Origin of the sequence: Rhodobium gokarnense, assembly GCF_025961475.1 — a bacterium.
Taxonomy (GTDB): domain Bacteria; phylum Pseudomonadota; class Alphaproteobacteria; order Rhizobiales; family Rhodobiaceae; genus Rhodobium; species Rhodobium gokarnense.
In genome coordinates, this window is record NZ_JAOQNS010000001.1 from 197,614 (window position 1) to 212,755 (window position 15,142).

Annotated in this window: 13 protein-coding genes; 8 read left to right on the forward strand and 5 right to left on the reverse strand. The window is 66.8% G+C overall.

What is annotated here, in order from left to right; translation table 11 throughout:
- Nucleotides 1–162 precede the first annotated feature (162 nt).
- Entirely contained in the window at nucleotides 163–1,452 is a 1,290-nt protein-coding gene (locus tag M2319_RS00945) for an amidase (protein ID WP_264599554.1), read from the reverse strand.
- 160 nt (nucleotides 1,453–1,612) lie between these two features.
- Nucleotides 1,613–2,242: an isochorismatase family protein gene (locus M2319_RS00950; RefSeq protein WP_264599555.1), complete on the reverse strand. Its 630-nt coding sequence runs from the start codon at nucleotides 2,240–2,242 to the stop codon at nucleotides 1,613–1,615.
- Nucleotides 2,243–2,572: 330 nt separating this feature from the next.
- On the opposite strand from M2319_RS00950, the gene M2319_RS00955 reads away from it, so the two are divergent.
- The 7 genes from M2319_RS00955 to M2319_RS00985 are packed head-to-tail and all read left to right on the forward strand — an operon-like array spanning nucleotide 2,573 to nucleotide 10,030.
- A complete protein-coding gene (locus tag M2319_RS00955; RefSeq protein ID WP_264599556.1) occupies nucleotides 2,573–4,123 on the forward strand; it encodes an ABC transporter substrate-binding protein in 1,551 nt (516 codons plus the stop codon).
- Between the two features lie 2 nt (nucleotides 4,124–4,125).
- Nucleotides 4,126–5,067, forward strand: a complete 942-nt coding sequence (locus M2319_RS00960) for an ABC transporter permease (protein ID WP_264599557.1) — start codon at nucleotides 4,126–4,128, stop codon at nucleotides 5,065–5,067.
- Between the two features lie 3 nt (nucleotides 5,068–5,070).
- A complete protein-coding gene (locus tag M2319_RS00965; RefSeq protein WP_264599558.1) occupies nucleotides 5,071–5,952 on the forward strand; it encodes an ABC transporter permease in 882 nt (293 codons plus the stop codon).
- Between the two features lie 10 nt (nucleotides 5,953–5,962).
- Entirely contained in the window at nucleotides 5,963–7,084 is a 1,122-nt protein-coding gene (locus M2319_RS00970) for an ABC transporter ATP-binding protein (RefSeq protein WP_264599559.1), read from the forward strand.
- Nucleotides 7,081–8,205, forward strand: a complete 1,125-nt coding sequence (locus M2319_RS00975; RefSeq protein WP_264599560.1) for an ABC transporter ATP-binding protein — start codon at nucleotides 7,081–7,083, stop codon at nucleotides 8,203–8,205. Before M2319_RS00970 ends, M2319_RS00975 begins: the two co-directional genes overlap by 4 nt.
- The gene (locus tag M2319_RS00980; protein ID WP_264599561.1) at nucleotides 8,202–9,263 is read left to right on the forward strand and encodes an AbrB family transcriptional regulator; all 1,062 of its coding nucleotides are present in this window, start codon (nucleotides 8,202–8,204) and stop codon (nucleotides 9,261–9,263) included. Before M2319_RS00975 ends, M2319_RS00980 begins: the two co-directional genes overlap by 4 nt.
- 32 nt (nucleotides 9,264–9,295) lie before the next feature.
- A complete protein-coding gene (locus M2319_RS00985; protein WP_264599562.1) occupies nucleotides 9,296–10,030 on the forward strand; it encodes a GntR family transcriptional regulator in 735 nt (244 codons plus the stop codon).
- A 105-nt stretch (nucleotides 10,031–10,135) separates the two neighbouring features.
- Here M2319_RS00985 and M2319_RS00990 read toward each other — a convergent pair whose 3' ends face one another.
- From M2319_RS00990 to M2319_RS01000, 3 genes are all read right to left on the reverse strand, one after another.
- Nucleotides 10,136–11,869, reverse strand: a complete 1,734-nt coding sequence (locus M2319_RS00990) for a hypothetical protein (protein WP_264599563.1) — start codon at nucleotides 11,867–11,869, stop codon at nucleotides 10,136–10,138.
- Nucleotides 11,870–11,915: 46 nt separating this feature from the next.
- A complete protein-coding gene (locus tag M2319_RS00995; protein WP_264599564.1) occupies nucleotides 11,916–12,293 on the reverse strand; it encodes a rubredoxin in 378 nt (125 codons plus the stop codon).
- Between the two features lie 87 nt (nucleotides 12,294–12,380).
- Nucleotides 12,381–14,138: a PhoX family protein gene (locus tag M2319_RS01000; RefSeq protein WP_264599565.1), complete on the reverse strand. Its 1,758-nt coding sequence runs from the start codon at nucleotides 14,136–14,138 to the stop codon at nucleotides 12,381–12,383.
- A gap of 324 nt (nucleotides 14,139–14,462) precedes the next feature.
- Here M2319_RS01000 and M2319_RS01005 point away from each other — a divergent pair, with 324 nt between their 5' ends.
- Nucleotides 14,463–15,140, forward strand: coding sequence for a histidine phosphatase family protein (locus tag M2319_RS01005; protein ID WP_264599566.1), 678 nt, complete (start codon nucleotides 14,463–14,465; stop codon nucleotides 15,138–15,140).
- Nucleotides 15,141–15,142 lie beyond the last annotated feature (2 nt).

Sequence of the window (15,142 nt, forward strand, 5' to 3'; positions counted from 1 at the left end):
GCCACCGAGCGATCATAACGACTTTCCCGCGCGGACGCTCTTGCCGCTACGGGACTGCAACCAAGGCGCGGTGTCGCAGTCGGCCGCGATCGACGCGCGCACGAAAACGCCGGGCGCGTTGCGACGCTCCCGGCGCTGTCGTCGCCAGAGGGTGGCGGGCCGCTATTTCTCCTGCATCGCGCCGTCGAGGGCCTTGCAGATGCGGATGAGGTCGGCGTCGCGATAGCGCGGGGCGACGAACTGGACGCCGACCGGCAGGTTATTGTCCCAACGGATGCAGGGCACGGCAAGGCACGGCGCGTGGACGGCGGTCCAGATCGAATTGAAGATGTGGTTGCCGGTCCAGCCGAGGCCTTCCGGGGCAAAGCCCGGCGAGGCCGGCGTCAGGATCACGTCCATCTCGTCGAAGAAGGTCCCGAAGCGGATGCGGCAGGCATCGACGATGTCATAGGCGCGCACCACGTCCTGCATGGTGACGCCCTTGTTCTCCTCGCAATGGTTGGCAAGGCCCGGATGCAGCCGGTGGCCCTCGGCGAGGTAGATGTCGAGGAAGGACGAGCGGCCCTCGCCGCGCAGGATGGTGTCGTGGGCGTCGAACAGCGGGTCGTATTCTACCGGCAGCTCGAAGGACGACACCTTGGCGCCGGCTTTGGACAGGCGGTCGGCGGCGGTCTCCAGCGCCTTTTCGCCGGCCGGCTCGATCGCCGACCACACCGGCGACTTGCAGACGCCGACGCGGATGTCGCCGATCTCCGGACTGGCTGCTCCGCTGTCGGCGCCCTCAAGGCGGAAGGCCTCGGCGACGAGACCGAGGTCGTCGACGGAGCGGCCGTACCAGCCGACGGTGTCGAAGGAGGGCGAGTACTGCTTGGCGCCCTCGCGGCTGATCGCGCCCCAGGTCGGCTTCAGCGCGTAGATGCCGTTGAACGAGGCGGGGCGGATGTGCGAGCCGCCGGTCTGGGTGCCAAAGGCAAGCGGCACCTGCAGATCGGCGACCGCGGCGGCCGAGCCGGAAGACGAGCCGCCGGGGGTATGGGTGAGCTTGGCCGGATTGCGGGTCGCCGCGGTGCGGCCGAAGGAGGCGAACTCCACGGTGTCGGCCTTGCCCATCAAGACGGCGCCGCGGCTCTTCATGGTGGCGACGCAGGCGGCGTCCTTGGCCGGTTGGTGGCCCTCAAAGATCGGCGAATTGTAGGTGGTCGGCATGTCGACGGTGTCGATCATGTCCTTGACGCCGAAGGGAATGCCGTAGACCGGGCCGCTGCCGCCACGCTTGTCCATCTCGCGGGCGCGGCGGATGCTCTGGTCGGGATCGAGGTGGAGCCAGGCGCGGATTTCCGGCTCGCGCGCGGCGCTGTGCTCCAGGCAGGAGCGGACGAGGGCCTCGCTGGTCAGGCGGCCGTCGCGGATCCGCGCGGCCGCTTCGCTGGCGGTCAGTTCAAAGGGTTCCATCGAAGCGTTCTTCCAATGTTGCGGACAGTCCGGCAGGCGCGCCCGATCGGCCGGGGCCGTCGGCGCCTTTGCGGGCTCGGGGGAGGAAGGTGAGACGGGGGGCAGGTCAGAAACCGGCTCCCCGCCTCTTTTCATGCTGGAGGATGGTGAAATCATCCGCTCAGGCGGCGAGGCCCTGCTTCAGGTCACCGAGCACCTCGCCGAGGGATTTGATGTCCGCATATTTCTGATGCATGTCGAAAAGGCTGGCGTCGTGGGGCGCCTTGGCGCGGTCGCCGACGCAATCCTCCACGACGATCGGGCGCATGCCATAGGCCGAGGCGTCGACGACGCTGGCGCGCACGCAGCCCGACGTGGTGCAGCCGGTGACCAGCAGCGTGTCGATGGCGCTGGTGCGCAGCCAGGTGGAGAACGAGGTGCCGAAGAACGCCGAGGCGTGCTCCTTCTCCATGACGTATTCGCCGGCGATCGGCGCGACGGAGGGCACGAACGGCGCGCCCGGATGGTCGCGGGTCAGTTCGTTGAGGACCGGAACCTTTTCCGCGAAGGTGCCGATGCCGCCCGGCGTGCCCGGGGCGACGAAGCGGACATGGGCGACCGGCATGCCGGCGGCGCGAACGGCCGGCAGCAGCTCGGCGGTGGCATCGATCGCCTGCTTCAGATTGAAGCCGCCGAGGCCGTCCTCGTCGAGGAAGCAGATCTGAAAATCGATGATCAGGAGGGCCGTTTTCGTCCCATATCCCAAGGGCTTACCGAAGCCCTGCCGTTCGAAGACGTCCAAGTCTGCCATGCTGAAACCTTTCCTTGCGTGGAGGCTGCGTGCCCGATTCCACTCAGAATACAAGCCGAAAATTTTGTATGTAAAGTTCAAATGTTGAGCGGGAAGTGATGATTTTATGCACAGGATATACGCGATAACCCTGATAGCCCAAAATTTCATCAATTCGATAAAATCCCATAAAAATACATTATTTCAATAGTTTATGAACATATCGATCTGTTCTGCGAGCCATTGGCATATAATCTGCAAGCGCGGGATCGTGTGCAAAATTCAGATTGCATGCAATCTTGCGAACCAAGCCGACGGCATGATCGGCGCCAACCAAAAGTGAGGTGGACCATGTTCCCCAATCACGATTTCCAACTCTCGCGCAGGCGGTTCGGAGCCATCCTCGTCGCCGGCATGCTCGGTGCAGGGTTGGTTTCTCCGGCATTTGCGGCCGATCCGGTCGTCCTGACCACCCGTATCGGCAGCGACATCGGCAACCTCGATCCGGCCCGCATCTTCCAGATCGAGAACCAGACGGTGGCGACCCAGATCTACAACGGCCTCGTCAAATACGACGAGGCGACTAACGAGATCGTCCCCGATCTCGCCAAGAGCTGGGAGGTGTCGGAGGACGGCACGACCTACACCTTCCACCTCAATGACGGCGTCACCTTCCACAAGGGCTACGGCCCGATGACCTCCGACGACGTCAAGTTCTCCTTCGAGCGCGTGCTCGATCCGGAGACCGGCAGCAACTACAAGGGCCAGTTCGCCGCCATCGACACGATCGAGACGCCGGACCCGATGACCGTCGTCATCACCCTGAAGGCGCCGAATTCCGGCTTCCTGCACAAGGTCGCGGCCTTCAACCAGGGCTGGATCGTCTCGCGCAAGGCGCTCGCCGACATCGGCAAGGACCAGTACCTGACCAATCCGATCGGCACCGGCCCGTTCGTGTTCGAGAAGTGGACGCCGGGCCGCGAAGTGCGCCTCGTCGCCAACAAGGACTATTTCGAAGGCGCGCCGAAGGTCGACGAACTGCTGTTCCGGCTGATCAAGGACGAGACGGCGGCCGCCGTCGCGCTGGAGAACGGCGAGATCGACATCTTCTTCGGCCTGCAGGAGCCGGCGGTGATCTCGCGGCTGCAGGCGAGCGACAAGGTGACGGTGCTTGACCGCGACGCCAACCACACGATCAACCTCGTCCTCAACACGACCAACAAGCCGCTCGACGACCTCAAGGTGCGCCAGGCGATCATCCATGCGCTGAACCGCAAGGGGCTGATCGAGGGCTTCTTCAAGGGCACCAAGAGCGAGGCGGCCAGCGTCCTGACGCCGTCGTTCCAGGAGTTCACCGACGACGTTGCGACCTACGCGTACGACCCGGAAAAGGCCAAGGCCCTGCTTGAGGAAGCCGGCGCCACCGGCGCGGAGATCGAGCTCGTCGCCCCGGCCTTCAATCCCTATGACAAGGTCGTCGTCGCGCTCGCCGCCGACCTGGAAGCGGTCGGCTTCAAGCCCAAGATCACCGTGCTGGAACGCGGCGCCTATCTGCAGGCCCGCAACAAGGGCGAGGTCGACACCGTGATCACCGGCGTCGTCGGCGCGCCCGATCCGGACAGCCCGATCCTGTCCATGCTGTCGCGGTCCGCATTCCCCCCGGGCCTCAACACCGCCCACTATGAGGGCATCGAGGACCTGATCCAGGCTGCCGGCACGGCGACCTCCACGGAGGAGCGCAAGAAGGTCTATGCGGAAATGCAGAAGAAGGTGGCCGAGGACCTGCCGGTGGTGCCGCTGTTCACCGACCACCTGTTCATCGCCCACACCAACAAGGTGAAGGGCTTCACCCAGAACTCGCTCTTCACGATGAGCGCCTACCCGGTCTCCATCGAGGAATAATGATGTCTGGCAAGGCGTTCGGGCGGACCTCGCAGTTCGTCATAACGGTGCTCGGGATCGTCACGGTCACCTTCTTTTTGATCCGTGCGATCCCCGGCGACCCGGCGGAATACATCCTCGGCGACTATGCGACCGCTGAGGCGGTCGAGACCCTGCGCAGGCAGCTCGGTCTCGACCGGCCGGTCTTCGAGCAGTACCTCATCTATATGGGGCGGGTGTTTACCGGGGATCTCGGCAAGTCGGTCATCACCGGACGGCCGGCGCTCGACGAGATCCTCTCCAGCCTGCCGCCATCGGCCGCCCTTGCCTTCATCGGCCTGGCCATCGCCGTGATCGTCGGGGTTCCCCTCGGCATCGTCACGGCGGTGCGCCAGGGCTCCTGGGCCGACATCGCGATCATGATCGTCGCGCTGCTCGGCATCTCGTTCCCCGTGTTCTGGCTCGGCATCGCCGGCATCCTCCTGTTCTCGCAGGAGCTGCAATTGTTGCCGGCGCTGGGCGCCAGTTCGTCGGGCGAGGTGCTCGACGAGCTCTACCACCTGATCCTGCCGTCGCTGGTGCTCGGCCTTTCCGTCGCCGCCTATGTGACGCGGCTGACCCGCTCGGCGATGCTGGAAATCCTCAGCGAGGACTACGTCAAGGTCGCCCGCGCCATGGGCGTGCCGGAGCGCACCGTGATCTGGAAGCTTGCGCTGAAGAACGCGCTGATCCCGGTCATCGCCATCATCGGCGTCACCTTCGCCTGGGCGCTCGGCAGCGCCATCCTGGTCGAGGTGGTGTTCAGCCGGCCGGGCATCGGCACCATGATCCTGAAGGCGGTGACCGCCCGCGACTACCAGCTCGTCCAGGCCGGCGTGCTGGTGCTGGCCGTTTCCGTCGTTGCCATCAACACATTGCTCGACATGGCCTACGGGCTGGTCGATCCGAGACTGCGGAGCCGCTGACCCATGGCCGCAACCACGCTTTCCCTGCCGTTTTCCGGCACCTCCCTCGGCCGCTTCCTGCGCCACCCCGGTTTCCTGATCGGCGCGGTGCTGCTTACCGTGCTGACGGTCCTGGCCGTCGGCGCGCCGGTATTCGCACCCTATTCGCCGACCAAGACCGACATCATCAACACCCTGGCGCAGCCCTCCGCGGAGCATTGGCTCGGCACCGACCAGCTCGGCCGCGACGTGCTCTCGCGGCTGATCTGGGGCGCCCGGATCTCGCTGGAGGTGGCGCTCGCCTGCACCGTCCTGTCGCTCGGCATCGGCATGGTCGTCGGCGGCGCGGCCGGCTTCCTCGGCGGCTGGATCGAGCGGATCACGGTCTCCATCATCGACATCCTGCTCGCCTTTCCCGGCTTCCTCCTGGCGCTGGCGCTGGTCGCGGCGCGCGGCTCGTCGCTGGAATCGGTGGTGCTGGCGATCTCGCTCTCCTATGCGCCGCGGGTCGCAGCGGTGATGCGCGCCGTCGTCCTGACGATCGCGCCGCGCACCTATATCGAGGCCTCGCGTTCGATCGGCATGAGCACGGCGCGCATCCTCTTCCTGCACGTGGTGCCGAACAGCCTGCCGCCGGTCATCGTCGTCGCCACCGTCGGCGCGGCGACGGCGATCCTCGGCGAGGCGGGACTCAGCTTCCTCGGCCTCGGCGTGCAGCCGCCGACGCCGACCTGGGGCAATGTCATTTCCGACGGCCAGGGCTTTTTGCAGAGCAATCCGTGGATCTCGCTCTCCGCGGGGCTGTTCATCGCCGTCTCGGTGATCGCCCTCAACCTCCTCGGCGACGGGCTGCGCGACACGCTCGATCCCCAGATGCGGCGCTCCTCCGGCGCCCGGATGCTGTGAGGTGGACGCCATGAACGCCGTATCCAAACTGGCCAGGGCCGTGACCTCGCGCGCTTCCGAAGACGCTTCCACCGCCGACGTTGCCGCGGTCGAGCCCGCCACCACCAGGCCGACCGCCGCACCGGACCGGGTGCGTCCGGCGCTGGAGCTGCGCGACCTCACCACCGTCTTTCCGGGCGATGCGGAGCCGACGGTCGTCGTCGACCACGTCTCGCTCGCCGTCCGGCCCGGCAGGACGCTCGCCGTCGTCGGCGAATCCGGCTCCGGCAAGTCGATGACGTTCCTCTCCGCCCTCGGCCTCGTTCCGCCCGGCGGCAAGGTCAGCGCCGGCGAATCCTGGATCGACGGCGCCGACATCCAGCGGCTGCGGCGCGAGGAGGTGCGGCGGCTGCGCGGCGCTTCGATCTCCATGGTGTTCCAGGACCCGCTGACCGCGCTCAATCCGGTCTTTACCATCGGCCAGCAGATCGTCGAGGTGCTGCGTGCGCACCTTTCGATCGGCCGCAGGGAGGCGCGGGCGCGGGCAGTGGACCTGTTGCGCAAGGTGCAGATCCCCGATCCGGAGCGGCGCATCGACGACTATCCGCACCAGCTTTCCGGCGGCATGCGCCAGCGGGTGCTGATCGCCATGGCGGTGGCGCTCGATCCGAAGGTCCTGATCGCCGACGAGCCGACGACGGCGCTCGACGTCACCGTCCAGGCGCAGATCCTCGATCTGCTGGCAAGCCTTCGCGAGGAACTCGGCATGGCGCTGGTGCTGATCACCCACGATCTCGGCCTCGTTGCCGAATATGCCGACACCGTCGCCGTCATGTATGGCGGGCGGGTGGTGGAGGCCGGCACCATCGAGGAGGTGTTTTCGGCGCCGCTCCATCCCTATACGCGGGCGCTCTTTCGCAGCATCCCGCGCCTCGATGAAGCCGTCACCGAGCAGTTGCCGGCAATCGAGGGCCAGCCGCCCAACGTTGCCAAGCTGCCGCCCGGCTGCGCCTTCGAGCCGCGCTGCGACCTCGGCCGTGGCCGCGCCGACTGCTGCACCGTGCGGCCCCCGCTGGTGCCGGGCGACCGCCCCGGCCACCGCAGCGCCTGCCTGCACGCCGACGAACTCGTCCATGCGGAGGTCCGCCCATGAACCCGTCAGAGCTTTCCAGCGAGCCGGTGCTGCGGATCGACAATGCGGTGCGCACCTTCGGCGGCGGCCGCAGCCTGTTCGGCAAGAAGGGCCAGGTGGTGCGCGCCGTCGACGGCGTCTCGCTCACCATCCGGTCCGGCGAGACCCTCGGCCTTGTCGGCGAGAGCGGCTCGGGCAAGAGCACGCTCGGGCGCATCGCCCTGCGGCTCGTCGAGCCGACGTCCGGCCAGGTGTTCCTTGGCGGGCGGGAGCTGACCGGCATTCCTCCCGGCAAGGCGCGGGCGGCCCGGCGCGACATCCAGATGGTGTTCCAGGACCCCTACGGCGCGCTCGATCCGCGTGTCACCATCGGCGAGTCCATTGCCGAGCCGATGAAGGTGCACGGCCTTTGGGATGCGGAAGGCCCGCGCAAGGTGGCCGGGCTGATGCGCCTCGTCGGGCTCGATCCGGCCGCCTATGGCCGCTATCCGCACCAGTTCTCCGGCGGCCAGCGCCAGCGCATCGGCATCGCCAGGGCCCTGACCCTCAATCCGAAGGTGCTGGTGCTCGACGAGCCGGTCTCGGCCCTCGACGTCTCGATCCAGGCGCAGATCATCAACCTGTTGCAGAAGATCCAGCGCGAGCGCGAGCTCTCGTTCCTGTTCATCGCCCACGACCTTGCCGTGGTCCGCCATGTCAGCCACCGCATCATGGTGATGTATCTCGGCAAGATGGTGGAGCTCGCCTCCAGGGCCTCGCTCTACAGCCGGCCGCTGCACCCCTATACGGTGACGCTGCTTGCCGCCGTACCGATGCCGCGGGTGCATGGCGCGCCGCAGAAGAAGTCGGCGCTGACCATCGGCGAGATCGGGTCGGCGACCAGGGTGCCGAGCGGCTGCCGGTTCCATCCGCGCTGCTACCGCGCGGCGCTGATGGCCAAGGCCCCGGGCGTCGAGACGGTCGAGGCCGACGGTCAGGTGCGGCCGGCCTGTTGCGTTCGCCGGGAGCCGGACCTTCAGGCCTTCGGGGACGACCAGGTCGCCTGCCACTTCCCCGAGATGCCGCAGACCCGCTCAGAGATCGCCGAAGGCGTCCTTGCCGGCATCGGGGTGGCCGGGACGGGAGCGGTCAAACCGTCATGACAGCGTCTTTTCGGGCGCTCGCATTGCAATGGGCCGGCCTCGGGGTCCTCTCGGCCGCCGTCATCGCCGTGCTGAAGGCCGTCCATATGCCCGGCGCGGTCATCCTCGGCGCCATCGTCGCGGCGGTCGCGGTGGCGCTCGCCGGCGCCGAACTGGAACTGCCGAAGGCCTCGTTCCTCGCCGCCCAGGCGCTGATGGGGGCGATGCTCGCCGGCATGATCGAGGCGTCGATCTTCCGCGACATCGCCGACTACTGGGTGGCGCTCGGCCTGGCGCTCGCCACCATGCTCGCGGCGGCCGTCCTGGTCGGCTGGCTGGTGGAGCGCAGCGGCCGGCTGCCGCCCGGCACCGGCACCTGGGGCGCGCTGCCGGGGGCGGCTCCGGCGATGATCCTGATGGCCGGCGAATTCGGCGGCGACATGCGCTTTGTCGCGGTCATGCAGTATCTCAGGGTGCTGGTGGTGGTGCTGATCGCCTCGCTTGTCACGCAGGCGCTGTTCCGGATGGTCGATCCAGGGGCGGTCGTTGCCACGGCCAAAGCGGCGGCGCCGTCGCTTGCCGGCTTCGGCGGCACGATCGGGGTCGCCGTCGTCGGCGCGGTGATCGGCGTCTTTTCAAGGGTCCCGGCCGGCGCCATCATCGGGCCGCTCCTCATTGGCGGTGCGGTCAATATCTGGGCGCCGGCGGCGCTGCATTTTCCGGGCTGGCTCGCGTGGGCCATCTTCATCGCCATCGGCTGGACCATCGGCCTCAAATTCCGCCGGCAGATGTTCCGCGCGCTCGTTGCCTCGCTGCCGGTGATGCTGGTGTCGATCCTGTCGCTGGTGCTGCTGTCGGCGATCTCCGCCTGGCTGCTGGTGCTGTTCGCCGACCGCGACCCGGTGACGGCGTTCCTGGCGACGAGCCCCGGCGGACTTGACACGGTGGCGATCCTGGCCCTTGAAAGCCGGGCCGACGTGGCGTTCGTGCTGACGCTGCAGACGCTGAGACTGTTTGCAACCGTGCTTGTCGGCACGGTCATTGCGCGTATCCTGACCAACAAAAGAAAGACCGCGTGAACGCGGTCCTCCGCAAGAGGGAGAAAACCACCATGCCCGAGACCGCGACCCAGACACCGCGGGCGTCCGGCACCACCGACGACATCGTCGATGCCGTGCGCCAGCTCATCCTCGACGGTCTCCTGGCGCCGGGCGAGAAGCTGAAGGAAATGGAGCTGGCGTCGCGCTTCAGCGTCTCCCGCACGCCGGTGCGCGAGGCGCTTGCCGCGCTCGAAAACGAGGGGCTGCTGACCTACGAGATGCACCGCGGCTATACGGTGCGCCAGTTCAGCATGAAGGACCTCCTGGAGAGCTACGAGATGCGGGCGCTGCTGGAGGGCCATAGCTGCCGGATCGCGGCGGAGCGCGGCCTGCTGCCGGAACTCGACCGCCAGCTCTCGCAATGCCTCGACCGCAGCGAGGCGATCCTCGATGCCGCCAGCGCGCTGTCGCCGGAGGAGGTGAAGACCTGGCACGAGCTCAACATCCGCTTCCACGGCCTTCTGCTGCAGGCCGTGGACAGCAACATGTTCGAGCGCATCGCCCGCTCGGTCTACCGGGTGCCGCGGATCTTCGACGTCGTCCACATCGCCTCGGACGTGGAGTCGCTGAAGCGCTATGCCAAGGAGCACCGGCGCATCTACGAGGCCATCAAGCTGCGCCAGAGCCAGCGGGCCGAGTTCCTGATGCGCGAACACGTCCAGAACGGCTACGACATCATCTCCGAGGCGATGGCGGCGGCCGAGCGTAACGATCCCCGCCGGCTCATCTGGCCGCATGTGGTGTGACCTAAAGGATCACCGCGGGCATCGACCTCCCGATGCCTTGAGGCGCCCTCGCGGCTGCGCGTCTCTCTCACATGATCCGGCGGCGTCCCGCCCTTTGCAGCCCGGTCAGTCGGCCGTCGTGACCGGTGAAGCCGCCCTCTGCCGCGCGTAAGGCGCGCCGAGGGGCCGGCGGCCGGCGACATAGGGCGCGTTCTCTTCGTCGGCGTCGGAGGCGTCCTCGTAGACGTTCCTGGGCGGCGCGACGACGGCGTCGCGGCCCCTGGCAAAGCTCTGCTCGCGGACGATCAGCCGGTAGGCCTTGTTGAGGGTCATTGCGCGCCCGGCCGAGGGATAGAGCAGCACGGCGACGTCGTCCTTCAGGGCATCGAGCATCTCCGGGCGCAACTTGCCGGCCTCGTCGAAGAACTTTTCGATGATCTCGCGGTTGTTGCGGAATTCGTCGCCGGCGCCGTTGTTTTTCAGATAGTAGGCATATTCCGGCTCGCCGTCGGCGCGGATCGGATCCGGCACGCCGCGAAGGCCCTTTTCGGTCCAGTGGTACCAGCCGCCCTTATGGGCGCCGGCGCCGAGCTTGCGGGAAAACGCAAAGACGTCGTCGTCGGTGACCCCGACGCCGCCGTGGCAGCCCATGCAGAAGACGGTCTCCTCGAAGGTCTGCGGCCTGAGGCTGCCGTCGGCGGCCTCGATGAAGGCCTGCAGGCGCCAGCCGGTGCCGTTGGAGATGCCGTGTTCGGAATCGCCGAAGAAGAGGGCGATGCGGTCGGGGAAGTCGGCCCGTTCCTTGGCCTCGGCGAGGTGGCCCTCCTCGCGGTCGGCATAGGTCTGCCACCGGGTCTTCACCATGTAGCGGACCTCCTTCATGTGCGGCGCCATCTTCACCTCGCCGGTGGCGTCGTCGATGTCGATGTAACGCACGGTGTGGAGGAATTCCGTACCGAGCGGATAGAGCCCGGCGGCGAGCGGTGCCTCGCCCGCCTCCTGCAACGCCTTGGCGGCGCCGACAAAGGACATGTTGCGGCCGTCCAGCGGCGCCCAGTCATAGGTCACCTCAGTGGCCGTGCCGAGGCTTCCGTCGCGGTCGAGGTCGACGCCGTAGCGGGTCTCGTCGGTGGCCTCGATCGGCACATTGCGGCGGGCGATCAGGGCTTCGACGATGGCAAGGTTGAGCTTGTAGACGGCAAGGTCGGTGCTGCCCGAGGCATTCTGCCGGTAGGGCGCGGCAAGGCGGATCAGCACGTCGTCGGTTGAGCCGTTGGTCGGCCAGAAGCCGCCCGGCAGCGGCGCATAGGCAAAGGCGCGCCAGCCCGTGGGCGTGCCGGCCGGATCGCGGTCGAAACCGTCGTCGTCGAAGGCGAAATGGCAGTCGGGGACGAAGCCGCTCCATGTGCCGTCGCCGTCGGCGTCCCAGCCGGCCGGCAGGTCGGCGAGTTTTTTGGCGAGCGCGAGGCCACCATCGGCGGTCCGGTAGTTGTCGGTGCGGATGTAGGCGAGGATGTCGGCGTCGCTGGTCGCTGCGACTTCGGCGGAGCGGTCCCTGAAGAGGTTCGTCCAGGGATTTTTGAGCGCCGGCGCCGGCAGGGCGTAGCTCATCTGCAGGTCGTCGTCGTGGATCCAGGTGGGTGCGCGCGAGCGCGCATGGCAGGTGAAGCAGGGATTGTGCACGCGGTGCGCGTCGTCGACGATCTTCGTGTAGCACTGGCTCGGGATATAGGCGGTCGGATTGTGCAGCGTCTTGTCGGTAAGGTCCGCGGCGACCGCGCCGGTCGCAAATCCCATGAGCGCGAGGACGGCCGTTGCCGAGAGAAGGGCCGCGACGCGGGTCTGCCGGTGCTTCGTCATCTCAAAAACCTCCCGCCGGCATCCGGCGCTTTCTCAAAACAGGGGCTCATGCCTTTACCCAGACTTCGACCCAGTCGCCGATCGGTTCGAAATCGCGTTTCGGATCGTTGCAGATCGGGCAGATCCAGTCGTCCGGCAGGTCCTCGAAGGCAACGCCCGGCGGGATCGGCCTGTCGAGGTCGCGTACGTTGAGGTCGCCGACCGACGGGTCGTAGACATAGGGCTCGCACTCCTCGTTGGTGCATTCCCATTTCTGCAGCCGCTTCAGCACCATGCCCGGTTCCGGCGGGGGGGCGGACAGCGAGGCGGCCGTCGCCTGGCGGGCCAGGAGGGGGCCGAGGAACAGCGCCGCCAGGATTTTTATCGCACCGCGGCGCGACAGTGTTCCGTGCATCATGACGTCCTGCTCCATTACGCGAGACATCCGGTCCATCCGTCAGGCATGCGGGCGGCCGGGAGTGTCTCCCGACCGCCGAATGTGTCGTCCGGTCAATCGTGACCGGTAGGTCGCCTACTTCTCGGCGATCGCCGGGAACGGGCCGACATAGCCGATATAGGCGCGGGCGTCGGCGGCGTCGGAGAGCTTGTCCTGGTCGGATTCGCCATAGGGGTGCTGGATGACGGCGATCAGGTAGCCGTGGCCGTTGATGTCGCCATACCAGTAGGGCGAGGTGGTCTCCGAGCCATACGGGGTCGTCATGATCCGCGTCAGCTCCTTGCTGTCCATATTGTAGGCCCAGATGGCATCGTTCTGGTGGCCGGAGCCGGTGTCCTCGCCGATGATCAGGGTGCGGGTGCCCTTGACGAAGGTCAGGTTGTCCGGGTTGGCGATGGCGTCGACGTCGCAGCTGTTGCCGGCATAGGGGCTGCCGTCCTCGTAGGAGGTTTCCTTGCCTTCGACGACCGAGCGGATGGTGCTGGCGACCATGTCGCCGTCGATGTCGAGCTCGTAGACGGCGCCGCACTTGTTGGAGCCGACCTTGATGTCGTTGCGCCCGCCCTTGTCGTATTTGTCGGTCGCCTTGCCGTTCTTGGCGTTGTCTTCCATGCCGCGTTCGACGGAGGAGATCGCCAGATAGAGCTTGGACGTCGCCGGATCGAAGGTGATGCCTTCCATCTTGCGGAACTCGGTGGTGGCGCCCATCATCGAGGCGTAGCGGCGGGTCTCGAGCCGCGAGGCGGCCAGTTCCATGCCGTCCTTGACCTTCAGGCACTCCGCGGCGCCCTCGGCGTTGGAGCCCATGAAGCCCTCGCCGCAGGTGCCGTCCTCGGCCATCTCGCCGACCTCGAAGATGTCGGAGAACTTGGTGCCGGCCTCGATCAGCTTCTGCACCGACGCGTCGTCGGCGTGGCCGAGGTCAATCCAGGAAAGGTCGGCGGCGCCGGCGCCCTCGTCGGAGGTCTGGGTCCACTTGGCGGCATAGAGCGTGCCGGCGGACAGGTCGCCCGCGGTGTCGGCCACGAACCGGAACAGGCCCACATTGGTGCCGTCGTCGGAGATGTAGACGGTCTTTTCGTCCGGCATGACATAGCCGAGCTCGACAGCGACGCGGCCGGTGGCAAAATGCTTCTGCGGGGTCGCGGTGCCGTCCTCGGCGACGGTCACTTCGGTCACGAAGCCGTAGCGGTAGGGATTGTAGGCGGCGCGGAAGTCATCGACCGTCATGTCGGAGAGATTGAGGCCGAAATAGCGGACCATCGGCTTGTTGTAGTCGTCGATGTCCTCGATCGTCTTGGCGTCCTCGATGGCGCGGGCGTCGGCCGGATACTCTTCGGACCCCAGATGGGTGCCCCAGGGGGTCACCGAGCCGGCGCACGGCACCCACAGGCCGCCGAAGGCCGAAAAATCGACCGGCTTGGTGGAGACGACCGTCAGCAGGCCGTCCTCGCCCTGCTTCAGCTCGCTCACATACATGGCGCCCGGGCGCGACTCGAAATGGCTGACGGAGAACAGCTTGCCGCCGACCGGCAGCAGCGAGGTGAAGTCGGCGTCGACCGAGACGTGGATCGAGCCGTCCTCGTTCTTGACCGGGTTGCCGTCCTTGTCGGTGAGGATGCCGACGTCCATGTCGCCGGAGCGCATGAGGACGTGGTAGCCGATCTTGTGCTCGGTGCCGTCGACGGTGACGGCCTCGGAGGCGACCGCGGCGCGCTTCTCGGTATCGGTCTCAGGGAACTTGACCGGCGAGAAGGACATCTCGGCAGCAAAGGCGGCCGTGGAAAGCCCCGTCAGCACCGTGGTGCACAGGAGCAGAGAGCGAATGGTCATGAATGACACCCCGTGATTTTTGGAGACTGGTCGGAAAGGCATTTTTCCGGCCGGAGCGATGCTGCCGGCCGAAAGCTCTTTGTTTTCAACGGTTACTAAGTATTCTTAATTAAGAACATGACGTTGCTATGAAGGTGGCGTCCGGTTTCTGGTGCGGCAAAATCGTTGCCGCACGGCGCGGCCGGGTTCCTTAAGGGAAATCAGGCCGAACCGGGGTGTCGCCCGGACGCCGGCGGGCCGCGGACCGCCCAATTGGGGATTGCGGGGCCGTCTTGTTCTCGTTCAAGATGCCGGCCCGCATTGCTGCAAGGAGAGCCCTGGCCCGTGCCGACCCGTATCTTTCTCGTGCGCCATGGCGCGACGACCCTGACCGCGGAGGACCGGTTTGCCGGCTCCTCGGACGTGCACCTTTCCGACGAAGGGCGCCAGCAGGTGACCCACCTCGCAGAGCGGCTCAGCGGCCATGACCTCGATGCGGTCTATGCCAGCCCGATGCACCGCACGATCGAGACCGCGACCATCCTCGCCGAACCGCACGGGTTGGAGCCGACCCTGGAAGAGGGGCTTCGCGAAATCGACTACGGGCACTGGGAGGAGAAGAGCCGCTCGGAGGTCGAGCGGGATTTCGCCGAGGAATATGCGATCTGGCAGGAGGACCCGTTCACGATCGCCCCGAAGGGCGGGGAATCCGGCGTCAACGTCCTCAACCGGGCGCTGCCGGTGATCCGGCGGATCGTCGAGGCGCACCGGCATCGCAATGTCCTCGTGGTCTCCCACAAGGGCACCAACCGGCTCGTCATCAGCAGCCTGCTCGGCTTCGACGTTCGTGGCTACCGGGACCGGCTCGACCAGAGCCCGGCCGCCCTCTCGATCCTCGATTTCATGACGGATTCGCGGGCCCGGCTGCGGCTCCTCAACGACGTCTCGCACTATGAGGGCATTCCGGACCGGATCCTGACGGACCGGCTGTCGAGCTGGTGGGACCGCTCGGGCAAGGCGTGAGG

Coding starts and splice junctions, on each gene's coding strand:
- M2319_RS00945 (WP_264599554.1), bottom strand. CDS start 1,452: ATGGAACCCTTTGAACTGACCGCCAGCGAAGCGGCCGCGCGGATCCGC.
- M2319_RS00950 (WP_264599555.1), bottom strand. CDS start 2,242: ATGGCAGACTTGGACGTCTTCGAACGGCAGGGCTTCGGTAAGCCCTTG.
- M2319_RS00955 (WP_264599556.1), top strand. CDS start 2,573: ATGTTCCCCAATCACGATTTCCAACTCTCGCGCAGGCGGTTCGGAGCC.
- M2319_RS00960 (WP_264599557.1), top strand. CDS start 4,126: ATGTCTGGCAAGGCGTTCGGGCGGACCTCGCAGTTCGTCATAACGGTG.
- M2319_RS00965 (WP_264599558.1), top strand. CDS start 5,071: ATGGCCGCAACCACGCTTTCCCTGCCGTTTTCCGGCACCTCCCTCGGC.
- M2319_RS00970 (WP_264599559.1), top strand. CDS start 5,963: ATGAACGCCGTATCCAAACTGGCCAGGGCCGTGACCTCGCGCGCTTCC.
- M2319_RS00975 (WP_264599560.1), top strand. CDS start 7,081: ATGAACCCGTCAGAGCTTTCCAGCGAGCCGGTGCTGCGGATCGACAAT.
- M2319_RS00980 (WP_264599561.1), top strand. CDS start 8,202: ATGACAGCGTCTTTTCGGGCGCTCGCATTGCAATGGGCCGGCCTCGGG.
- M2319_RS00985 (WP_264599562.1), top strand. CDS start 9,296: ATGCCCGAGACCGCGACCCAGACACCGCGGGCGTCCGGCACCACCGAC.
- M2319_RS00990 (WP_264599563.1), bottom strand. CDS start 11,869: ATGACGAAGCACCGGCAGACCCGCGTCGCGGCCCTTCTCTCGGCAACG.
- M2319_RS00995 (WP_264599564.1), bottom strand. CDS start 12,293: ATGTCTCGCGTAATGGAGCAGGACGTCATGATGCACGGAACACTGTCG.
- M2319_RS01000 (WP_264599565.1), bottom strand. CDS start 14,138: ATGACCATTCGCTCTCTGCTCCTGTGCACCACGGTGCTGACGGGGCTT.